The organism is Streptomyces afghaniensis, assembly GCF_044327915.1.
GTDB classification, from domain to species: Bacteria; Actinomycetota; Actinomycetes; order Streptomycetales; family Streptomycetaceae; genus Streptomyces; species Streptomyces afghaniensis.
In genome coordinates this window covers 283,613-303,924 of the sequence record NZ_JBIRGJ010000012.1, presented here as the reverse complement: position 1 = coordinate 303,924, position 20,312 = coordinate 283,613, and the positions used below count along the sequence as shown (strand labels likewise).

The 20,312-nt window shown below is 70.5% G+C and carries 19 protein-coding genes, 2 pseudogenes and 2 riboswitches; of the genes and pseudogenes, 14 read left to right on the top strand and 7 right to left on the bottom strand.

The genetic code is table 11. The annotated features are described in order from the left end of the window. Window positions 1–207: 207 nt before the first annotated feature. From ACH4G3_RS39730 to gcvT, 4 genes are all read right to left on the bottom strand, one after another. Complete coding sequence (locus ACH4G3_RS39730) at window positions 208–1,575, bottom strand: L-serine ammonia-lyase (protein ID WP_397629017.1); 1,368 nt, start codon at window positions 1,573–1,575, stop codon at window positions 208–210. 95 nt (window positions 1,576–1,670) lie between these two features. Beyond that, a complete protein-coding gene (gene glyA, locus ACH4G3_RS39725; RefSeq protein ID WP_397629016.1) occupies window positions 1,671–2,933 on the bottom strand; it encodes a serine hydroxymethyltransferase in 1,263 nt (420 codons plus the stop codon). Between the two features lie 14 nt (window positions 2,934–2,947). Then, window positions 2,948–3,325: a glycine cleavage system protein GcvH gene (gene gcvH, locus ACH4G3_RS39720; protein ID WP_020276709.1), complete on the bottom strand. Its 378-nt coding sequence runs from the start codon at window positions 3,323–3,325 to the stop codon at window positions 2,948–2,950. A 97-nt stretch (window positions 3,326–3,422) separates the two neighbouring features. Beyond that, window positions 3,423–4,589, bottom strand: coding sequence for a glycine cleavage system aminomethyltransferase GcvT (gcvT, locus tag ACH4G3_RS39715; RefSeq protein WP_397629015.1), 1,167 nt, complete (start codon window positions 4,587–4,589; stop codon window positions 3,423–3,425). Further along, a riboswitch (glycine riboswitch) is annotated at window positions 4,580–4,702 on the bottom strand. (Overlaps the previous gene by 10 nt.) After that, window positions 4,703–4,802, bottom strand: a riboswitch (glycine riboswitch). A 182-nt stretch (window positions 4,803–4,984) separates the two neighbouring features. Between gcvT and ACH4G3_RS39710 the strand changes: the two genes are divergently transcribed. From ACH4G3_RS39710 to ACH4G3_RS39670, 9 genes are all read left to right on the top strand, one after another. Then, the gene (locus ACH4G3_RS39710) at window positions 4,985–5,653 is read left to right on the top strand and encodes an AAA family ATPase (protein ID WP_397629014.1); all 669 of its coding nucleotides are present in this window, start codon (window positions 4,985–4,987) and stop codon (window positions 5,651–5,653) included. 67 nt (window positions 5,654–5,720) lie between these two features. Further along, window positions 5,721–6,509, top strand: a complete 789-nt coding sequence (locus tag ACH4G3_RS39705) for an enhanced serine sensitivity protein SseB (RefSeq protein ID WP_397629013.1) — start codon at window positions 5,721–5,723, stop codon at window positions 6,507–6,509. 137 nt (window positions 6,510–6,646) lie between these two features. Continuing rightward, window positions 6,647–7,447: an enhanced serine sensitivity protein SseB C-terminal domain-containing protein gene (locus ACH4G3_RS39700; RefSeq protein ID WP_397629012.1), complete on the top strand. Its 801-nt coding sequence runs from the start codon at window positions 6,647–6,649 to the stop codon at window positions 7,445–7,447. A 353-nt stretch (window positions 7,448–7,800) separates the two neighbouring features. Next, window positions 7,801–8,799, top strand: coding sequence for an ABC transporter permease (locus ACH4G3_RS39695; protein ID WP_397629011.1), 999 nt, complete (start codon window positions 7,801–7,803; stop codon window positions 8,797–8,799). Between the two features lie 8 nt (window positions 8,800–8,807). After that, the gene (locus ACH4G3_RS39690; protein ID WP_397629010.1) at window positions 8,808–10,577 is read left to right on the top strand and encodes an ABC transporter substrate-binding protein; all 1,770 of its coding nucleotides are present in this window, start codon (window positions 8,808–8,810) and stop codon (window positions 10,575–10,577) included. A 91-nt stretch (window positions 10,578–10,668) separates the two neighbouring features. Further along, on the top strand, window positions 10,669–11,679 hold the full coding sequence (locus ACH4G3_RS39685; protein ID WP_397629009.1) for an ABC transporter permease: 1,011 nt from the start codon (window positions 10,669–10,671) through the stop codon (window positions 11,677–11,679). Further along, the gene (locus ACH4G3_RS39680; protein WP_397629008.1) at window positions 11,676–12,758 is read left to right on the top strand and encodes an ABC transporter ATP-binding protein; all 1,083 of its coding nucleotides are present in this window, start codon (window positions 11,676–11,678) and stop codon (window positions 12,756–12,758) included. The genes ACH4G3_RS39685 and ACH4G3_RS39680 overlap by 4 nt, the downstream gene beginning before the upstream one ends. Continuing rightward, window positions 12,755–13,894 (top strand): ABC transporter ATP-binding protein, encoded by a 1,140-nt coding sequence (locus ACH4G3_RS39675; protein ID WP_397629007.1) that lies wholly within the window; start codon window positions 12,755–12,757, stop codon window positions 13,892–13,894. The genes ACH4G3_RS39680 and ACH4G3_RS39675 overlap by 4 nt, the downstream gene beginning before the upstream one ends. A 64-nt stretch (window positions 13,895–13,958) precedes the next feature. Then, window positions 13,959–14,633 carry a trimeric intracellular cation channel family protein gene (locus tag ACH4G3_RS39670; RefSeq protein ID WP_082320062.1) on the top strand — a complete coding sequence of 225 codons (675 nt, stop codon included), beginning with the start codon at window positions 13,959–13,961 and terminating at the stop codon, window positions 14,631–14,633. Here ACH4G3_RS39670 and ACH4G3_RS39665 read toward each other — a convergent pair. Beyond that, window positions 14,524–15,759 (bottom strand): alpha/beta hydrolase, encoded by a 1,236-nt coding sequence (locus ACH4G3_RS39665; RefSeq protein ID WP_397629006.1) that lies wholly within the window; start codon window positions 15,757–15,759, stop codon window positions 14,524–14,526. The two genes, ACH4G3_RS39670 and ACH4G3_RS39665, sit on opposite strands and share 110 nt — an antisense overlap. Window positions 15,760–15,894: 135 nt before the next feature. Between ACH4G3_RS39665 and ACH4G3_RS39660 the strand changes: the two genes are divergently transcribed. Continuing rightward, entirely contained in the window at window positions 15,895–16,755 is an 861-nt protein-coding gene (locus tag ACH4G3_RS39660; RefSeq protein WP_397629005.1) for a thioesterase family protein, read from the top strand. A gap of 131 nt (window positions 16,756–16,886) precedes the next feature. Here ACH4G3_RS39660 and ACH4G3_RS39655 read toward each other — a convergent pair. Beyond that, a pseudogene (locus ACH4G3_RS39655) lies at window positions 16,887–17,225 on the bottom strand (TIGR03086 family metal-binding protein); the annotation flags it as partial. On the opposite strand from ACH4G3_RS39655, the pseudogene ACH4G3_RS39650 reads away from it, so the two are divergent. Continuing rightward, a pseudogene (locus tag ACH4G3_RS39650) lies at window positions 17,164–17,648 on the top strand (WYL domain-containing protein); the annotation flags it as partial. The pseudogenes ACH4G3_RS39655 and ACH4G3_RS39650 sit on opposite strands and share 62 nt — an antisense overlap. Before the next feature lie 47 nt (window positions 17,649–17,695). Here the strand turns inward: ACH4G3_RS39650 and ACH4G3_RS39645 are convergent. Further along, complete coding sequence (locus tag ACH4G3_RS39645) at window positions 17,696–18,334, bottom strand: TetR family transcriptional regulator (RefSeq protein ID WP_397629004.1); 639 nt, start codon at window positions 18,332–18,334, stop codon at window positions 17,696–17,698. A 116-nt stretch (window positions 18,335–18,450) separates the two neighbouring features. Here ACH4G3_RS39645 and ACH4G3_RS39640 point away from each other — a divergent pair, with 116 nt between their 5' ends. The 3 genes from ACH4G3_RS39640 (at window position 18,451) to ACH4G3_RS39630 (ending at window position 20,263) form a co-directional block, all read left to right on the top strand. After that, the gene (locus tag ACH4G3_RS39640; protein ID WP_010041793.1) at window positions 18,451–18,618 is read left to right on the top strand and encodes a hypothetical protein; all 168 of its coding nucleotides are present in this window, start codon (window positions 18,451–18,453) and stop codon (window positions 18,616–18,618) included. Between the two features lie 59 nt (window positions 18,619–18,677). Continuing rightward, window positions 18,678–18,944, top strand: a complete 267-nt coding sequence (locus ACH4G3_RS39635; RefSeq protein WP_397629003.1) for a DUF4190 domain-containing protein — start codon at window positions 18,678–18,680, stop codon at window positions 18,942–18,944. Window positions 18,945–19,093: 149 nt separating this feature from the next. After that, window positions 19,094–20,263 carry a cysteine desulfurase family protein gene (locus tag ACH4G3_RS39630; protein ID WP_397629002.1) on the top strand — a complete coding sequence of 390 codons (1,170 nt, stop codon included), beginning with the start codon at window positions 19,094–19,096 and terminating at the stop codon, window positions 20,261–20,263. Window positions 20,264–20,312: the final 49 nt, after the last annotated feature.

The following is a 20,312-nucleotide window of genomic DNA, read 5'->3' as shown; positions in this document are numbered from 1 at the left end:
GTTGTGCTCACCACCATGACACGGCCTCTCCCGGACTGACGTGGAAATGTCAACTTCGGCGGCCCACGGGGGATGCGTCGCTGTGACCGGTGACGTCTGATCCGACCGCATGACGGACGCTCGAAAGCGCTTGCCCAAGCCCCGCGCACCGCTCCGGCGGCCGCGGCATGGCGCCGGTCACCGGGACACCGGTCCGGAGGGTCCTTCTCAGCACTCGATGATGTTGACCGCCAGCCCGCCCCGCGCCGTCTCCTTGTACTTCACCGACATGTCCGCGCCGGTGTCCTTCATCGTCTTGATGACCTTGTCCAGGGACACCTTGTGGGAGCCGTCGCCGCGCATCGCCATGCGCGCGGCCGTGACGGCCTTCACCGCGGCCATGCCGTTGCGCTCGATGCACGGGATCTGGACCAGGCCGCCGACCGGGTCGCAGGTCAGGCCGAGGTTGTGTTCCATGCCGATCTCGGCGGCGTTCTCGACCTGTTCCGGCGAGCCGCCGAGGACCTCGGCCAGCGCGCCCGCCGCCATGGAGCAGGCGGAGCCGACCTCGCCCTGGCAGCCGACCTCGGCGCCGGAGATGGACGCGTTCTCCTTGAAGAGCATGCCGATCGCGCCCGCGGCGAGCAGGAAGCGGACCACGCCCTCCTCGTCGGCGCCCGGCACGAAGTTGACGTAGTAGTGCAGGACCGCGGGGATGATGCCGGCCGCGCCGTTCGTCGGTGCGGTGACGACCCGGCCCCCGGCCGCGTTCTCCTCGTTGACCGCCATCGCGTAGAGGGTGATCCACTCCATGGCGAGCGCCTTCGGGTCGCCCTCGGAGCGCAGCTTGCGGGCGGTGTTCGCGGCCCGGCGGCGTACCTTGAGACCGCCCGGCAGGATGCCCTCGCGGGACATGCCGCGCGCCACGCACGCCTGCATGACCCGCCAGATCTCCAGCAGGCCCTCGCGGATCTCCTCCTCGGTGCGCCAGGCCCGCTCGTTCTCCAGCATCAGCGCCGAGATGGACAGGCCGGTCTCCTGGGCCATGCGCAGCAGCTCGTCGCCCGTGCGGAAGGGGTACTTCAGCACGGTGTCGTCGAGCTTGATGCGGTCCGCGCCGACCGCGTCCTCGTCGACGACGAAGCCGCCGCCGACCGAGTAGTACGTCTTCGTCAGCAGCTCCGCGCCCGAGGCGTCGTACGCCCAGAGGGTCATGCCGTTGGCGTGGTACGGCAGGGCCTTGCGGCGGTGCAGGACCATGTCGTCGTCGTAGGAGAACGCGATCTCGCGCTCGCCCAGCAGGTTCAGCCGGCCGCCAGCCTTGATGGTCTCCACCCGTTCGTCGGCCGTCTCCACGTCCACCGTGCGCGGCGAGTCGCCCTGCAGGCCGAGCAGCACCGCCTTCGGCGTGCCGTGGCCGTGGCCGGTGGCGCCGAGCGAGCCGTAGAGCTCCGCGCGGACCTTGGCGGTCGGGGCCAGCAGCTCCTCGTTGCGCAGCCGCCGGGCGAACATCCCGGCCGCGCGCATCGGCCCGACGGTGTGGGAGCTGGACGGGCCGATGCCGATCGAGAACAGGTCGAAGACCGAGATGGCCACGGGGACTCCTGACTACGGGGGTGGTGCAAGGGGTGGTGCAGGGGGACAGGGCGCCCCGCCCCACGCGGAACGGGGCGCCCTGAAAGGTTTCTTCGTTATGTGCGCGAACCCGGGTAGAGCGGGTGCCTGCCGGCCAGGGCCTTCACCCGGGCCTTGAGGGCCTCCGCGTCGTACGACGGCTTCAGCGCCTCGGCGATGACGTCCGCGACCTCCGTGAAGTCCTCGGCCGTGAAGCCCCGGGTGGCCAGGGCCGGTGTGCCGATCCGCAGACCGGACGTCACCATCGGCGGGCGCGGGTCGTCCGGGATCGCGTTCCGGTTGACCGTGATGCCCACCTCGTGGAGGCGGTCCTCGGCCTGCCGGCCGTCCAGCTCCGAGTGGCGCAGGTCGACCAGGACCAGGTGCACGTCCGTGCCGCCGGACAGGACGTCCACACCCACGGCCCGGACGTCGTCCTTCACCAGACGCTCGGCCAGGATGCGGGCACCCTCCAGCGTACGGCGCTGGCGCTCCTTGAAGTCCTCCGAGGCCGCGACCTTGAACGCGACCGCCTTGGCGGCGATCACGTGCTCCAGCGGACCGCCCTGCTGACCGGGGAAGACAGCGGAGTTGATCTTCTTGGCGAGTTCGGCCGTGGAGAGGATCACACCGCCGCGCGGGCCGCCCAGCGTCTTGTGGGTGGTCGTGGTGACCACGTGCGCGTGCGGCACCGGGTTCGGGTGCAGCCCCGCCGCGACGAGCCCGGCGAAGTGGGCCATGTCGACCATCAGGTACGCGCCGACCTCGTCCGCGATCCTGCGGAACTCCGCGAAGTCCAGCTGCCGCGGGTACGCCGACCAGCCGGCCACGATCAGCTTCGGCTTGGACTCCTTGGCGAGCCGCTCCACCTCGGCCATGTCGACCCGGCCGTCCTCGCCCACGTGGTAGGCGACGACGTCGTAGAGCTTGCCGGAGAAGTTGATCTTCATGCCGTGGGTCAGGTGCCCGCCGTGCGCGAGGTTCAGACCCATGATGGTGTCGCCCGGCTTGAGCAGCGCGAACATCGCGGCGGCGTTGGCCTGGGCGCCCGAGTGCGGCTGCACGTTCGCGTGCTCGGCGCCGAACAGCTCCTTGACGCGGTCGATCGCGATCTGCTCGACCACGTCGACGTGCTCGCAGCCGCCGTAGTAGCGGCGGCCCGGGTAGCCCTCGGCGTACTTGTTGGTCAGGACCGAGCCCTGCGCCTCCATGACCGCGACCGGAGCGAAGTTCTCCGAGGCGATCATCTCGAGCGTGGACTGCTGCCGGTGCAGCTCGGCGTCGACCGCGGCGGCCACGGCCGGGTCGAGCTCGTGCAGGGGGGTGTTCAGGACGGACATACGGCTACGACTCCTCAGCCGGCGGAGAACGCGGTGTACTCGTCGGCGGAGAGCAGGTCGCCCGGCTCCTCGGCGACCCGCACCTTGAACAGCCAGCCGCCCTCGAAGGGGGCCGAGTTCACCAGCGACGGGTCGTTCACGACGTCCTCGTTGACCTCGGTGACCTCACCGGAGACGGGGGAGTAGAGGTCGGACACCGACTTGGTCGACTCCAGTTCGCCGCAGGTCTCGCCCGCGGACACGGTGTCACCGACCTCGGGGAGCTGGACGAAGACCACGTCGCCGAGCGCGTTGGCCGCGTGCTCCGTGATGCCGACCGTCGAGACGCCGTCCTCGGCGGCCGACAGCCACTCGTGCTCCTTGCTGTAACGCAGCTGCTGGGGGTTGCTCATGGCCTGGATTCTCCTGTACGCGCGGGAGTGCTGATGAAGGGGACTGCTGGTGAGCGCGATGTGCCGGGGACCGCCGGTGCGGCCCGACGGCCAGTGTCTACTTCTGGCGCTTGTAGAACGGCAGCGCCACGACCTCGTACGGTTCGTGACTGCCCCGGATGTCCACGGCCACGCCGGGCGTGCCGGGGGCGGCGTGCGCAGCGTCGACGTAGGCCATCGCGATCGGCTTGCCGAGCGTGGGGGAGGGGGCGCCGGAGGTGACCTCGCCGATCACCTCGCCGCCGGCGACCACCGCGTACCCGGCGCGCGGGACCCGGCGGCCCTCGGCGACGAGTCCGACGAGGACGCGCGGCTCGTGGTTCGCGTCCTCCGCGGCCTCACGCAGGGCCGCGCGGCCCACGAAGTCGCCCTCCTTGTCGAACTTCACGACCCGCCCGAGCCCGGCATCGAAGGGCGTCAGCTCCCGCGAGAGCTCGTGCCCGTACAGCGGCATGCCCGCCTCCAGGCGCAGCGTGTCGCGGCAGGACAGCCCACACGGGACCAGCCCGGCACCCTCGCCCGCCTTGGTCAGCGCCTGCCACAGTTCGACCGCGTGCTCCGGCTTCACGAACAGCTCGAAGCCGTCCTCGCCGGTGTAGCCGGTGCGGGCGATCAGGGCCGGGACGCCCGCGACCGTGCCGGGCAGCCCGGCGTAGTACTTCAGCCCGTCGAGGTCGGCGTCGGTGAGGGACTTCAGGATCCCCGGCGACTCCGGGCCCTGTACGGCGATCAGCGCGTAGGCGTCCCGGTCGTCGCGCACCTCGGCGTCGAAGCCGGCGGCGCGCTCGGTCAGCGCGTCCAGGACCACCTGGGCGTTGGAGGCGTTGGCGACGACCATGTACTCGGTCTCGGCGAGCCGGTAGACGATCAGGTCGTCGAGGATGCCGCCGTCGGCCCGGCAGATCATGGTGTAGCGGGCGCGGCCCGGCTTCACGCCGCCGATGTTGCCCACCAGGGCGAAGTCGAGCAGGGCGGCGGCCTGCGGACCGCTGACGGTGATCTCGCCCATGTGCGAGAGGTCGAAGAGCCCGGCCTTCGTGCGCACGGCGTTGTGCTCGTCGCGCTCGGAGCCGTAGCGCAGGGGCATGTCCCAGCCGGCGAAGTCGGTCATCGTCGCGCCGAGCGAACGATGCAGGGCATCGAGCGCGGTGTGACGGAGTTCTCCTGTACTGCTCACAGTCGGTCGTCTCCCAGGGCAATGACGGGCGAGGTCGTTCCTCCCCATCTGTCATCGGAACCTGAGAGGTTCGCCATGACCACACGGGACACGGCTTGCACCTTGGGTGGAGCCGCACCCGTCGTCTCGACGACAGGAAACGGCCCGCTTTTCAGATGTGCCTCGCCCGCGCGGTAACGGGGCCTGAGAGATTCAAGGGAGGGACTTGCTCCTTCGGCGCCCCAGCGTCAGCGGTGCTGGGGACTCTCCCGCGCGGATTCAAACGGCCGGTATGCAGTTGGCGCGCACATCATTGCACGCATCGTCGCGCGGCGGCAGGGGCACCACCTGTAGCAGGGCTGTTGCGGGAAGAGGACTAAAACCAGAGACATCGGGCATTACCTTCTCTTTACACTCGGCGGGGATGGGACTGAAGTACCTGGCCCCAGGGGAGGACGATCACGGTGAACAGGACCACCGCGTACGCCACGACATCGGGCGTCGCGCTGCCCGGGCAGCCGGCCGCTCCGGCACGGGCGGCCTGCGGCCCGCTGCCGGTGCCGGTCGTCCGCGATCTGCGCGAGCGCGAGGGCCGAGGCCCGCACGCGCTGCTCTTCGGCCCCCGCGACCTCGTCGTGGTCACGGGCCTGCCCGGCAGTGGCAAGTCCACGCTGATGCGGCGCACCGTGCCCGGCCGGCGCATCGACTCCCAGGACACCCGCGACCGCTGGGACAGCCGCATGCCGCGCTTCCTGCCGTACGGGGTCTACCGCCCGCTCGTCCGCCTCGCCCACTACGCCGGGCTGCGCCGCGCCCTGCGCGGCGGCGAGGGCGTCGTCGTGCACGACTGCGGCACCCAGGCCTGGGTCCGCCGCTGGCTGGCCCGCGAGGCCCGCCGCCGGGGCGGCACCCTGCATCTGCTCATGCTCGACGTCACGCCCGAGGAGGCCCTGGCCGGCCAGCGCGACCGCGGCCGGGGGGTCTCGCGGTACGCGTTCCTGCGCCACCGCGCGGCGGCCAACCGCCTGCTGCGCTCCGTGGAGCGGGGCGAACTGCCCGCGGGCTGCGGCTCGGCGATCCTCGTCGACCGGGACGCGGCGGGCACCCTGCGCCGGATCGGCTTCACGGGCTGACCGCCGAGGGCCGATGAGCCGCTAGCCTTTTGAGCCACAGCAGTGGTTCCAGGCAGGCGGTAGGCAGATGGACTTCCCGGCGGACTTCTCCGCGGACTTCCCGGCGCACACGCAGACCCACCCGCACGGCGGATGGCCCGGCAACGAACTGGAGGAGGTGCTCTCGGCCTCCCTCGGCGCCGGGCCGTCGGCCGGCGGGCGGATCGTCGAGGTGCTCGGCCGGAGTTTCGTCTGGATCCCCCTGCCGAACGGCGGCGGCCCGCAGAGCGGTCCCCTCGACCTGCCCGGCATCGAGATCGAGGGCCAGGCGTACGTCCCGGTGTTCAGCTCCGAGGAGCAGTTCCGCCAGGTCGTCGGCTCCCACATGTCGTACACGATCGCGCCCGCCGTGGAGTTCGCCCGCGGCCTGCCCCCGCACGCCGGGATAGCCGTCAACCCGGGCGGTGTGGTCGGCATCCCGCTCCCGCCGCCCGCCGTGGCCGAGCTGTGCCGGGCCGGCCGGACCCCCTTGGACGGCCCCGCGAGCGGCGGCCGGGTCCGCCTCTTCGAGCCCGACTGGCAGGACGACCCGGTGGACTTCCTCGCCGCCGCCTCCGCCGAGTTCGAGGCCGTCGGCGTCGTCCTCACCGCCCGCCGTTGCCTCGCCGAGATCGAGACGGCCGACCCGGTGATGTTCGTGGGCGTCGAACTCTCCCAGTGGGAGGGCGACCTGCGGGCCCTCCCCCTGGAGGCTCTGTCCCGAGCCGTGACCCGGTGCCCGGCCCCCTGGCAGGTCAACCTGGTCCTCCTGGACGTGGCGGAGGACCCGGTGGGCACCTGGATGAGGGACCGGGTCCGGCCCTTTTACCAGCGGTAGGTCAGGTTCCCCAGGGCGCGGGGAACCGCGCGACCAGCAACAGACGGGCCGCACCCGCCGGACGAGGGCAAGTCCGGAGTCGGTGGGCGGGCTTAAGCTAGGTCACGGTCGAGGCGTTGTACGAAGGGGCGGTAAAGGTGAGCGCGAGCGGCACGGCCGCGGCCGGACAGGTCGAGCACATGCTGCGCCAGGTCACGCCCGGGCGTTACGACGCCTACGAGGCACTCCTGCGCGCGCTCGCGACCCCGCACACCGGCCAGATCTGGATGCTCCTCTGGCACGGCCAGGCGGGCTCCCCCGACGCCCAGTACGGGAACATGGAGGTCGACGGCTGCGGCTACGCCCCCTGTGTGACCTCCGCCCAGGAGCTCTCGGCCAGCGGCTGGAACCGCAGTTACGAGGTGGTCGACGGAGTCGACGTCGCCCGCGCCCTCTACCCCGACCACTACGGCCTCTGGCTCAACCCGCACGCCCCCGGCGGCGGCGTCGGCATCCCCTGGCTCGACCTGCGCCGGATCGCCACGGGCCTGGACCGCCAGCCGGCCGGCCCGCTGCGGCTGTCCGAACCGGCCATCGAGCTCCCGCAGTTCTACGCCCTGCTCGCGCAGAACGCCCACCGCACCCCGGCCGTCCGCTCGCTGCGCCGGGCCTGGGTGCAGCCCGCGCTGGGCGCGCCGTACCTCGCCATCGGACTGGATGTGTACGACACCTCGCCGCCGGCCGTGGATTCCGTGCGCGCGATGATGCAGCAGTCCCTCGGTGCCGTACCGGACGGGCTGCCCGTCTCGACCGTGGCCATGTCCGACGAGCACGACCCGGTCGCCATGTGGCTGCGCGCGAGCGCCCGCCCCTTCTACGACCGCGAGGCCCACGCCACCGCCCCCGTCCAGGCCCCGGCCTCGGGCTACGGCTACCCCCCGGTCCAGGGCCGGTACTGACCCATCCGGCGGGCCGCCCGCAGGCCGGCCGACGGTCCCTGTTTCCCCACCTTCGAACGCGACGGGCTCTCAGCTCTTCGCGCGTAGATGGGATTGAAAAAGGCGGCTTTGCCCTAATATGCCCCTGTCTCAGCGCGTCCGACCGCCGTTACCCACTGTCCGGATAACGGAACCCCGCAGACAGCATCACGTTTACGCATCCTTTCACCGCCAAGTCTGGCAACAGATCGCCAAAGCGTTGAAGACTCCCCGCAAGACACGGGCCGGGTCGGTCGCGTGTACGAGACAAACAAACCGCTACAGCGGCAGCCAGGGGCTCGGCGATCGCCGGCCCGAGAGGGGTCAATCGCACCGTGACCGCACCGATCGAGACCACCGGGGCGGAAGCCGGAGCACAGCCCGAGGCCGTGCTCTCCGGGGTCAAGAAGAGCCAGATCGAAGGGCGCTCGCTCACTCAGATCGCCTGGATGCGCTTCAAGCGGGACAAGGTGGCGATGGCGGGAGGCGTCGTCGTCATCCTGCTCACGCTGATGGCGGTGCTCTCCAAGCCGATCCAATGGATCTTCAACCTCGATCCCAACAAGTTCAACCAGGACCTCATCGACCCCGCGCTGCTCGCCCCCAAGGGCGGCTGGGGAGGCATGAGCTGGGACCACCCGCTCGGCGTGGACCCCCAGTACGGCCGGGACATGCTCGCCCGCATCATCGACGGTTCCTGGGTCTCCCTCCTGGTCGCGGGCGGCGCCACGCTGCTGTCCGTGTGCATCGGCACTGTGCTCGGTGTCATCGCCGGGTACTACGGCGGCTGGATCGACAGCGTCATCAGCAGGCTGATGGACACCTTCCTGGCCTTCCCCCTGCTGCTGTTCGCCATCTCGATCTCCGCCTCCGTGCAGGACGGCTTCTTCGGTCTCGAAGGCCTGTCCCTGCGCATCAGCGTGCTGATCTTCGTGATCGGCTTCTTCAGCTGGCCGTACATCGGCCGCATCGTGCGCGCCCAGACGATGACCCTGCGCAAGCGGGAGTTCATCGAGGCCGCCACGAGCCTCGGGGCACGCGGCCCGTACGTCCTGTTCCGGGAACTGCTCCCGAACCTCGTCGCGCCGATCCTCGTCTACTCGACGCTGATCATCCCGACGAACATCCTGTTCGAGGCCGCGCTGAGCTTCCTCGGCGTCGGTATCGCTCCGCCGCAGGCCTCCTGGGGCGGCATGCTCAGCAACGCTGTGGATCTCTACACGGCTGATCCGCAGTACATGTTCGTGCCCGGACTGGCGATCTTCATCACCGTCCTGGCCTTCAACCTGCTGGGTGACGGGCTGCGTGACGCCCTCGACCCTCGCAGCAAGTGATCCATCGAATGAGGGGGCTTCCTCAGGTGAAGACGAGAAGGGTGACCGCCGGCGTTGCGTCGGTCCTGGCACTGTCGCTGGGCGCTGCCGCATGTGGCGGCGGAGGCGACGACAACGACGGGAACGGAGGCAACGGCAAGAAGGACGCCGCGCTGACCTCGATCGTCAACCCGTCGAGCAAGAAGGGCGGGACGGTCACGTACGAGCACTCGGACGTGCCCGACTCCCTCGACCCGGGCAACACGTACTACGGCTGGGTGCAGAACTTCTCCCGCCTCTACGGCAGAACGCTCACCACGTTCAAACCGGCGGCGGGCAAGGAAGGCCTGGAGGTCGTCCCGGACCTCGCCGAGTCCCTCGGCAAGTCCAGCCCGGACGCCAAGACCTGGACGTACAAGCTGCGCGCCGGCGTGAAGTTCCAGGACGGCACCCCGGTGACGTCCAAGGACGTGAAGTACGCCATCGAGCGCTCCAACTTCGCGCCCGAGGCCCTGTCCAACGGCCCGACGTACTTCAAGTCGTACCTGGAGGGCGGCGACAAGTACCAGGGTCCCTACAAGGACAAGTCCGCCGAGGGCATCAAGTCGATCGAGACGCCGGACGACCGGACGATCGTCTTCAAGCTGAAGCAGCCGTTCGCCGACTTCGACTACCTGGCCACGTTCTCGCAGACGGCGCCGGTGCCGAAGGCGAAGGACAACGGCGCGAAGTACGTGCAGAACATCGTGTCCTCCGGCCCGTACCAGTTCCAGTCCTACGAGGAGGGCCGCGGCGCCACCCTGGTGCGCAACCCGCAGTGGGACGCGAAGACGGACCCGATCCGCAAGGCGCTGCCGGACAAGGTCACGATCAAGTTCAAGGTCAACCCGGTCACGGTCGACAACGACCTGCTCGCCGACAAGATCACGGCTGACGCGGCCGGCACGGGTGTGCAGCCGCAGACCCAGCCGAAGGTGCTGCGGGGCAAGTACGCCAACCAGACGGACAGCTCCTACGCCGGCGCGACGCAGTACATCGCGCTCAACGTCAACGTGAAGCCGTTCGACAACGCCGACTGCCGCAAGGCCGTCCAGTGGGGCCTCGACAAGCAGTCGGTGCTCGACGCCATGGGCGGTTCGCCGAAGGGCGACGTGGCGACCACGCTGCTGCCGCCGTCGGTCAACGGCTACACCAAGTTCGACACCTACGCGACCGACGGTCACAAGGGTGACGTGGCCAAGGCCAAGGCTGCCCTCAAGGCGTGCGGCAAGCCGAACGGCTTCAACACGATCCTGACGGCCCGCTCCGACCGGCCCGCCGAGGTCGCGGCGGCGACCGCCGTCCAGGCGTCGCTGAAGAAGATCGGCATCAACATCGAGATCAAGCAGTTCCCCTCCGGCAAGTACTTCTCCAACTTCGCCGGTGTCCCGAGCTACGTCCACGACAACAAGCTCGGCATGCTCTCGATGGCCTGGGGCGCCGACTGGCCGACCGGCTACGGCTTCCTCGACCAGATCGTCAACGGCGCGGCCATCAAGCCCTCGGGCGGCAACAACCTGATGGAGCTGGACGACCCGAAGATCAACAAGGCCCTGACGGACGCGATCGCCAACACCGACGACGCGGCCCGCACCAAGGCCTGGGGCGAGATCGACAAGATGGTGCTCGACAACGCCTCGGTCGTCCCGCTGATCTACCGCAAGAACCTGCTGCTCCGGCCGGCGTCGGCGAACAACGTCACGGTCACGCAGGCCTACCTCGGCATGTACGACTACCTGCTGATGAGCTCCGCGAAGTAACTCAGCAGGCCGGATCCTTTCGAAAGGCAGGTGAAGGCACCGGGTGGCCGCGGCGGACGATCCCGCCGCGGCCACCCGGGGCCGTACAGCTGTGGCTGCGTACATCCTCCGACGCGTCATGGGCGCAGTGCTGTTGCTGCTGGTGGTCAGCGCAGTCACCTTCGCCATCTTCTTCCTGGTCCCCCGCCTCGGGGGGCAGACGGCCGACCAGTTGGCCACCCAGTACGTCGGCAAGGACGCGAACCCCGCATCCGTCGCCGCGATCAAGCAGAACCTGGGTCTGGACCAGCCGGTCTACGTCCAGTACTGGGAGTTCATCAAGGGCCTCGTGGTGGGCGCCGACTACAAGTTCGGTCCCGACGCGACGCACTGCAGCGCACCCTGCTTCGGGTACTCCTTCAAGAGCCACATCGAGGTGTGGCCGCAGTTGGAGCAGCGGATCCCGGTCTCCTTCTCGCTGGCCATCGGTGCGGCGGTGATCTGGGTGATCACCGGTGTGACGACCGGTGTGATCTCGGCACTGCGCAAGGGCAAGCCGATCGACCGCTTCTCCATGTTCATCGCGCTCGCCGGTGTCTCGCTCCCGATCTTCTTCACCGGCCAGATCCTGCTCGCGCTCTTCGTCTACGAGATCCCCGTCTGGGACAGCATCGACTACGTCCCGTTCACCGAGAACCCCGCCGAATGGGCCTGGCACCTGATGCTGCCCTGGATCAGCCTCGCCTTCCTCTTCTCGGCGCTGTACGCCCGGCTCACCCGGGCGGGCATGCTGGAGACGATGAGCGAGGACTACATCAGGACGGCGAGGGCCAAGGGTCTGAAGGAGACCACGGTCGTGGCCAAGCACGGCCTGCGCTCCGCGCTCACCCCGATCGTCACGATCTTCGGCATGGACTTCGGCACCCTGGTCGGCACCGCGGTGCTCACCGAGACCGTGTTCTCCCTCCAGGGCATCGGCGCATACTCGGTGCAGGCCATCAAGGACAACGACCTGCCCATCGTGATGGGCGTGACCCTGGTCGCCGCGTTCTTCATCGTCTTCTGCAATCTGATCGTCGACCTGGTGTACGCCGCCATCGACCCCCGGGTGAGGTACTCGTGAGCAAGCTCGACAAAGCCGCGCTCGGCGAACCGGACACCACCGCCCCGTCCGTCCCGGACGACGTGTTCCTGTCCGTCCGTGATCTGCGCATCCACTTCGACACCGACGACGGCCTGGTCAAGTCCGTCGACGGCGTCAGCTTCGACGTGCGCAAGGGCAAGACCCTGGGCATCGTCGGCGAGTCCGGCTCCGGCAAGTCCGTCACCTCCCTCGGAGTGATGGGCCTGCACCGCTCGGCGCGCGCTCACGTCTCCGGCGAGGTCTGGCTGGACGGCCAGGAGCTGATCGCGGCCGACCCCGACGAGGTACGGCGGCTGCGCGGCCGGAAGATGGCCATGATCTTCCAGGACCCGCTGTCGGCGATGCACCCCTACTACTCGGTCGGGCACCAGATCGTCGAGGCGTACCGGGTCCACAACGACGTCAGCAAGAAGGCGGCCCGGCAGCGGGCGATCGAGATGCTCGACCGGGTCGGCATCCCCGAGCCCGCCAAGCGCGTCGACGGCTACCCGCACGAGTTCTCCGGCGGTATGCGCCAGCGCGCCATGATCGCCATGTCGCTGGTGAACAACCCCGAGCTGCTCATCGCCGACGAGCCGACCACGGCCCTGGACGTCACCGTTCAGGCGCAGATCCTCGACCTGATCCACGATCTGCAGAAGGAGTTCGGCTCCGCGGTCATCATGATCACCCACGATCTGGGCGTGGTCGCGGAGATGGCCGACGACCTGCTGGTCATGTACGGCGGCCGGTGCGTGGAGCGCGGTCCCGCCGAGGACGTGTTCTCCGAGCCCCGGCACCCCTACACCTGGGGCCTGCTCGGCTCGATGCCGCGCCTGGACCGCGAGGAGACCGACCGGCTCATCCCGATCAAGGGCGCGCCGCCCTCACTCATCAACCTCCCGTCCGGCTGCGCCTTCCACCCGCGCTGCCCGTACGCGGACATCCCGAAGGACAACGTCACCCGCACGGTCCGCCCCGAGCTGACCGAGGTCGGCGGCTCGCACTGGGCCGCCTGCCACATGACGCAGGAGCAGCGGGAGCGTATCTGGACCGAAGAGATTGCGCCGAAGCTGTGAGCGACGACAAAGCGGTGACCACACCGGACACGAGCGGGAGCACCCTCACCCAGGACACCGCCGCCGACGGCGAGGTCCTGCTGAAGGTGACCGGCCTTCAGAAGCACTTCCCGATCCGCAAGGGCCTGCTCCAGCGGCAGACCGGCGCTGTGCGCGCCGTCGACGGCATCGACTTCGAGGTCCGCAAGGGCGAGACGCTCGGTGTCGTCGGTGAGTCGGGCTGCGGCAAGTCCACCATGGGCCGGCTGATCACGCGGCTGCTCGAACCGACCGGCGGTTCGGTCGAGTTCGAGGGCAGGGACATCACGCACCTGAAGACCGGCGAGCTGCGCCCGATGCGCCGCGACGTGCAGATGATCTTCCAGGACCCGTACTCCTCGCTGAACCCCCGGCACACGATCGGCACCATCGTCGGCGCCCCCTTCCGGCTCCAGGGCGTCGATCCCGAGGGCGGGGTGAAGAAGGAGGTCCAGCGGCTGCTGTCGGTGGTCGGCCTCAACCCCGAGCACTACAACCGCTATCCGCACGAGTTCTCCGGCGGTCAGCGCCAGCGCATCGGCATCGCCCGCGCGCTCGCGCTCAACCCCAAGCTCGTGGTGGCGGACGAGCCGGTCTCCGCGCTGGACGTGTCGATCCAGGCCCAGGTGGTGAACCTGCTGGACGACCTCCAGGAGGAGCTGGGCCTGACGTACGTGATCATCGCGCACGACCTGTCGGTCGTCCGGCACGTCTCGGACCGGATCGCGGTGATGTACCTCGGCAAGATCGTCGAGCTGGCCGACCGCGACAAGCTGTACAAGTCGCCGATGCACCCGTACTCCAAGGCGCTGCTTTCGGCCGTGCCGATCCCCGACCCGAAGCGCCGGGGCGTCAAGAGCGAGCGCATCCTGCTCAAGGGCGACGTGCCCTCGCCGATCGCCCCGCCGAGCGGCTGCCGCTTCCACACCCGGTGCTGGAAGGCGACGGAGATCTGCAAGACCACGGAGCCGCCGCTGGTGGAGCTGCGGGCCGGGCAGCGCGTCGCCTGCCACCACCCGGAGAACTTCGAGGACCAGCAGCCGCAGGACACCAAGCTGCTGTCCTCGGCCAAGGAGGTCGCGGCGGACAACGGCGGCGCCACCCCCGTCGAGAAGTGACCCCGCCCGAGCCCCCGTCCCCGCGCCTCGGGGCGGGGGCTCACCCGTGGGTAAAAATGTTCGGGTGCTCCAGCAACTCTTCAGCCCGTCCGTCCAGCACACGCTCGACCTGATCGGCATCTTCGTCTTCGCGATCTCCGGCGCCCTGCTGGCCGTGCGCAAGAACTTCGACGTGTTCGGCATCGCCGTGCTCGCCGAGGTCACCGCGCTGGGCGGCGGGCTCTTCCGTGACCTGGTCATCGGGGCCGTACCGCCCGCCGCCTTCACGGACCTGGGGTACTTCCTCACCCCGCTGCTCGCCACCCTCCTGGTCTTCTTCCTGCACCCGCAGGTGGAGCGCATCCAGGTCGCCGTGAACGTCTTCGACGCGGCCGGCCTCGGCCTGTTCTGTGTCGCCGGCACGATCAAGGCGTACGAGTACGGGCTGGGCCTGACCGCCTCCGCCGGTCTGGGGCTGACCACCGCGGTGGGCGGCGGTGTGCTGCGCGACGTCCTCGCCAACGAGGTGCCCTCGCTGCTGCGCTGGGACCGGGACCTGTACGCGGTCCCGGCGATCGTCGGCGCCGCCCTGGTCGCGCTGTGCCTCCGCTACGACGCCCTGAACCCGTTCACCAGCGCCCTCGCGGTGATCACCGCCTTCGTACTGCGCCTGCTCGCGATGCGGTTCCACTGGCGAGCTCCGCGGGCGTGGCACCGGCGGTCGACGGTGAGCGAGGAGGAGCAGCCCGTCCTGCCGTGACGTGGCCGCGGCCCGTCAACTCCGTCAGCCAGCGGAACGCCGGCACCACCTGCGGCCGCCACAGCGCCATGGTGTGACCGCCCGCGCTCTTCGGGATGTACACGACGTGCACCGTCGTCGGGGCCTTCGCGGTCTGTTCCAGGGCGACGGCCGCCTCGTAGCCGTCGTGCGGCTGGCCGGAGAGGTAGAGCGAGACGCGCGGGGGGACGTGCGCGTTGCGCAGCAGCAGGTAGGGGTTGTTCTCGTCCCGCAGGGCGGGGGTCTGCGCGGCGAGCGAGTCGCGTTCGCCGATCGGGTCGTTGTAGCCGGACAGGCTGACGGCGGCCCGGTAGCGGTCGGGGTGGGCGACGGCGAGCTTGGCCGCGCAGTGTGCCCCGGCCGAGTAACCGGCCACGGCCCAGCCCCGCGGGGCGGACTCGGCGCGGAAGTTGTCCATGACCATCATCGGCACGTCGACGCTCAGCCAGGTGTCGGCGTTGACCGTGCCCGGGATGTTGGCGCAGCCCGTGTCCACCCCGGCCAGCAGATTGGTGCGCGGCGCGACCAGGATGAACGGGGCGACCTGCCCGTCCCGCATCAGCGGCTCCAGCTGCTCGTGCGCGTGCAGTGAGCCGAACCAGGCCTTCGCCGAGCCGGGGTAGCCGGGCAGCAGCTCCACGACCGGGAACCTGTGGTGGCGGTAGGCCGGTTCGTCGTACTGGGGCGGGAGCCAGACGTAGACCTCGGCGTTCACGCCCGACACCCGGCCCTTGAGCTGGGTGACGCGCACCCCGCCGGCCGCGCGCATGCCGGGCCCGGTGGCCGGCCGGAAGGTCTGGCGCACCTTGGGCAGCCGCTTCAGCGCGATGCCTCCGGTGCCGTCGGCGCCGAGGTCGGCCGCCTGCTGCACGTGGTCGCCGGTGCCGAGCAGGTCGGCCCAGTTGTCGTACAGGTTGTTGGCGTTGTTGACCAGCGTGAAGACCAGCGCCACGGCGGTTCCCTGGGCGAACAGCAGCATCAGTGCGCGCGTCGCGGTGCGCAGGGCGCGGGGGCCGCGGACGCGCGACCACAGGGCGAGCGGCAGTGCGAGCGCGACGACCGACAGCGCGATCAGCGTGTAGAGGAACGGAGTCCCGGTGAGGCTCATGTCTCTTCAGAGGAGCGGACGGCCTTCCGGGTTTACGGACGAGTGCGGACACTTACCGAGAAATTGCCCGGGCCTCACCGAAGCCCGAACCAACCAAAGCTACCGCTTAGTAGTTAGTTCTTGTACTGTTCAGCCATGCCAGAAGCAGCCTCCGCCCCGGCCGTCCGGGCCACGATCGGGGACAGCGAGTTCGACCGCGACACCGCGCTCACCCGACGCGCGCCCGGCGTCTACGACATCGACCTCTCCGCCGGCTGGACGATCATCAGCGCCGTCAACGGCGGCTATCTGCTGGCCGTCCTCGGCCGCGCGCTCGCGGACACCCTGCCGCACGCCGACCCCTTCACCATCTCGGCGCACTACCTGACCGCGTCCCAGCCCGGCCCTGCGGTCGTCCGCACGGACGTCGTCCGCACCGGCCGGACCCTGTCGACCGGCCAGGCCTCCCTCTTCCAGTACGACGACGAGGGCCGAGAGGTGGAACGCATCCGCGTCCTCGCCTCCTACGGCAACCTGGACACCCTGCCCGACGACGTCCGGACGACGGCCGGGCCGCCCGCGATCCCGCCGCTGGAGCACTGCTTCGGCCCGGAGGACGGGCCCGCCCCCGTCGACGGCAGCTCGGCCATCGCCGACCGGCTGATGCTGAAGCTGGACCCCTCGACCCTGGGCTGGGCCCTCGGCAAGCCGTCCGGCAAGGGCGAGATGCGGGCCTGGTTCGGGCTCGCGGACGGCCGGGACCACGACCCGCTCTCGCTGCTGCTGGCGGTGGACGCCCTGCCGCCCACCGCCTTCGAACTCGGGCTGAAGGGCTGGGTCCCCACCGTCGAGCTGACCGTGCACGTCCGCTGCCGCCCGGCGCCGGGCCCGCTGCGCGTGTCGATCACCACGCGCAACCTCGCCGGCGGCTTCCTGGAGGAGGACGCCGAGGTGTGGGACAGCGCCGACCGGCTGGTGGCGCAATCCCGACAGCTCGCACGCGTCAGGCTCGCCTGAGCGGCTCGCGCCCCAGCCGGGCCGCCGGCCTGCGGTAGACGTCGGCGCCCTCGGGGAACGGCCGGGCCGTGGCGAACGGTGTGTTCTCGTCGCGCTGTTCGTAACAGGGCGGCCCGGCCGGGCATCTCGCCGAACGGCAGGCGCACCACCGCGTCCAGCAGGCCGTCGCCGGCCCAGGCCTTCACGGCCCGGGTCCTGGCCTCGTCGTACGCGGCCGTCCAGCCGTCGTCCGGCACGCCCTCGGCGAACGGCCGTACCGCGACTGCGTCACCGCCCTCGGCGACGACGGCCACCCGGTGGGTCGCGCCGGTGAGATGGCTCAGCAGGGTGCGCACGTCGAACTCGGTACACGGCGTGGGGCCGTCCAGTTGCTCCGCGCGGACGGACCGGATGAGCTCGGCGGCCTGCTCCGCGGCGCGGCCGAACGCCGCGTTCGGCCTGGACGCGGCGTTCGGCTCGGCCCTGCGCAAGGTGATGGCCGCGCTGCCCGCCCCGCACCGCCCGGCCGCCGAGACGGCCTCCCGCCGCATCCCCGTCGACGCCACCCGCTGGGGCGGCGGGCCGCAGCAGGTCGTCGACCTGGAGGTGCTGCGGGACGCGGTCTTCGCCGACCGCCGGCTGCGGCTGCGCTACCGGGGCCAAGGCGGGTGTCTGGTACCTGGTCGCCGACCGGCGGGCCGAACCCCGGCTCTTCCGGGCGGACCGGGTGCGCTCCGCCCGGGCTCCTCGACGAGCCCGTACGGCGCCAGCCGGGCCTCGAACTCGCCGGCGTCTGGGAGGGCCTGCGCCGCCAGGTGGAGGTTGTCTCGCCCCCTCGGGTGCGCGAGGAACTGGCCCGGGCGGCCGCCTCCGTCACGGAGCTGTACCAGCGCTCCGGCGAGGCCCCGAGGTGAACGGGTGTGCCGCCCCGGCCCTCGTCCCGGCGCGTCCTGTCGCGCGGTCAGTCCAGCCAGTGGTGCCGGCCCAGGCCGATCAGCCGCATCTGCCGGGTCGCCACCTGCGCGACGTGCCGGGTCCGTTCCTCGCGCTCCTGCTCCGGCCCCTCAAGCGCCTCCAGGAACAGCGACGCGGTGATCAGCATCTGGTCGACGTAGAGGTGCGCGAGCATCAGCAGGTCGTCCTCGCTCCAGCCCGCGGACACCGGGTCCTTGGCCAGTTCGTCCTTGACCTCCTGGGCGAACCGGGCGAGCTGGTCCCGTATCGCCGCGCGGACCGGCTGAACTCCGCCATGTCGTTCACGGGCGATGAACCGGACATGTGCGGGGTACCCGTCGACATGACGGGCGATCAGCTCGATGGTGCGCGTGATGCGTTCCTCATGGTCGCCCGTCGTGGACACCGTCGTCCGGATCATCGGGTGCAGGCTGCCCAGCGCCTCCTCGACCAGGGCCACGCCCAGATCCGCCGTGGAGCGGAAGTGGCGGTAGAAGGCGGTCGGGGCGACACCGACGGCGCGGGTGACCTCGCGCAGCCCCAGGCTGCTCAGACTCTGCTCCTCCAGCAGCCCGAGGGCCGCGTCCAGGAGTGCCTGCCGGGTCTTCTGCTTCTGGGCCTGCCGGATGCCGAGGGTGTGACTCATACCATGCAGTTAACAACTGTTCTCTGTAATTGGAAAGTCGTGAGACGGGCTAGACTGGGAAGTCAGTGAACAACTGTAACCACAATCGTTCACCGAAACCCTGGGGGTTGTTTCCCGTGCTGTTCATCGTCGCCGCACTCCTGCTGCTGGGCTTCGTCCTGGGCACCGTGGCCCACGCGCCGCTCACCTTCTCCGTCGCCACGGGCGTCGTCATCGCCGTCTGGCTCGGCATCTTCGCGCTCCGCGAGCGCCACGGCCGCCGGCGCCACACCCAGGCCCACTGACGGCCGCACGTCCCTCACCGACCACCGCACCACCGACCCGACACCGGGAGTCGATCACCATGCAGCTCACCGCTCCGGCCACGCGCCGCACCGGTATCCGCGACACCGACGGCATGGCCGTCGCGTCCTTCATCCTGGGCCTGCTCGGCCTCCTCGTGCTGAACGTCTTCCTCGGCCCGATCGCCATCGTGCTGGCGAGCGTCGCCCTGTGGCGCGGCACCCAGCGCCGCGGCCGCGCGTTGCTGGGGCTCGGTCTCGGCGTCGCCGACCTGCTGGTCCTGGCCGCGTTCGTGCAGGCCGACAACACGATCTCGTGGAGCTTCTGAGCCGCCGTCGGACCGTCCCTCACCGACGAGCCGCGGCCGGCCCGGGGACGACGGGCCGCAGCCGCGCGGGAAAGCGGTTCACTTCCTTCCAGGTTCGGCCAACCTTGATCTGAGGACCGCCGGAGGGGAGCCGTAGAATCGGGCTCACCATGGCTTACCTCGACCACGCCGCGACCACCCCGATGCTCCCGGAGGCGGCAGAGGCGCTCACCGCCCTCCTGGGTGCCACCGGCAACGCGTCCTCCCTCCACGCATCCGGCCGGCAGGCCCGCCGCACCGTCGAGGAGGCCCGCGAGACCCTCGCCGAAGCCCTCGGCGCCCGCCCCAGCGAGGTCGTCTTCACCTCGGGCGGCACGGAGGCCGACAACCTCGCCGTCAAGGGCCTTTACTGGTCACGCCGTGACGCCGACCCGGCCCGCACCCGCGTCCTCGCCAGCCCCGTCGAGCACCACGCGGTCCTCGACGCCGTGCACTGGCTCGGCGAACACGAGGGCGCCACCATCGAGTACCTGCCGGTCGACATCCACGGCCGTGTCCACCCGGACGCCCTGCGCGAGGCGATCGCCCGCAACCCCGACGACGTGGCCCTCGCCACCGTCATGTGGGCCAACAACGAGATCGGGACGATCCTGCCGATCCGCGAACTCGCCGAGGCGGCCGCCGAGTTCGGTGTCCCGCTGCACTCGGACGCCGTCCAGGCCTTCGGTCAGACCCCCGTGGACTTCGCCGCCTCCGGCCTCGCCGCGATGACGGTGTCGGGCCACAAGATCGGCGGGCCGTACGGCATCGGCGCGCTCATCCTCGGCCGTGAACACACCCCCGTACCCGTCCTGCACGGCGGCGGACAGGAGCGCCACGTCCGCTCCGGCACGCTCGACGTGCCCGCCATCGCCTCCTTCGCGGTCGCCGGGCGGCTGGCCGCCGAGCAGCGCGAGTGGTTCGCCCGCGAGATCGGCGCCCTGCGGGACGCCCTCGTCGCCGCCGTCCGTGAGGCCGTGCCGGACGCGATCCTCGGCGGCGACCCGGACCCGGAGGGGCGCCTCCCGGCCAACGCGCACTTCACGTTCCCCGGCTGCGAGGGCGACTCCCTGCTGCTCCTGCTCGACGCCCAGGGCATCGAGTGCTCCACCGGCTCCGCCTGCACCGCCGGCGTCGCCCAGCCCAGCCACGTCCTCCTCGCCACCGGCACCGACCCGGACCTGGCCCGCGGCACCCTCCGCTTCTCCCTCGGCCACACCTCCACGGAGGCCGACGTCGAGGCCCTGGCGAAGGCCATCGGACCGGCGGTGGAACGGGCACGGGCGGCGGGGCTCACGTAGTCCCCGCCGTCTCCGCCGTCTCCGCCGTCTCTGCCGCCTCCGCCTCCTC

Excerpts from the sequence above, each read along its gene's own strand:
- glyA (WP_397629016.1), bottom strand. The coding sequence starts at position 2,933 with ATGTCCGTCCTGAACACCCCCCTGCACGAGCTCGACCCGGCCGTGGCC.
- gcvH (WP_020276709.1), bottom strand. The coding sequence starts at position 3,325 with ATGAGCAACCCCCAGCAGCTGCGTTACAGCAAGGAGCACGAGTGGCTG.
- gcvT (WP_397629015.1), bottom strand. The coding sequence starts at position 4,589 with ATGGGGAGGAACGACCTCGCCCGTCATTGCCCTGGGAGACGACCGACT.
- ACH4G3_RS39705 (WP_397629013.1), top strand. The coding sequence starts at position 5,721 with ATGGACTTCCCGGCGGACTTCTCCGCGGACTTCCCGGCGCACACGCAG.
- ACH4G3_RS39690 (WP_397629010.1), top strand. The coding sequence starts at position 8,808 with ATGAGGGGGCTTCCTCAGGTGAAGACGAGAAGGGTGACCGCCGGCGTT.
- ACH4G3_RS39665 (WP_397629006.1), bottom strand. The coding sequence starts at position 15,759 with ATGAGCCTCACCGGGACTCCGTTCCTCTACACGCTGATCGCGCTGTCG.
- ACH4G3_RS39660 (WP_397629005.1), top strand. The coding sequence starts at position 15,895 with ATGCCAGAAGCAGCCTCCGCCCCGGCCGTCCGGGCCACGATCGGGGAC.
- ACH4G3_RS39645 (WP_397629004.1), bottom strand. The coding sequence starts at position 18,334 with ATGAGTCACACCCTCGGCATCCGGCAGGCCCAGAAGCAGAAGACCCGG.
- ACH4G3_RS39635 (WP_397629003.1), top strand. The coding sequence starts at position 18,678 with ATGCAGCTCACCGCTCCGGCCACGCGCCGCACCGGTATCCGCGACACC.
- ACH4G3_RS39630 (WP_397629002.1), top strand. The coding sequence starts at position 19,094 with ATGGCTTACCTCGACCACGCCGCGACCACCCCGATGCTCCCGGAGGCG.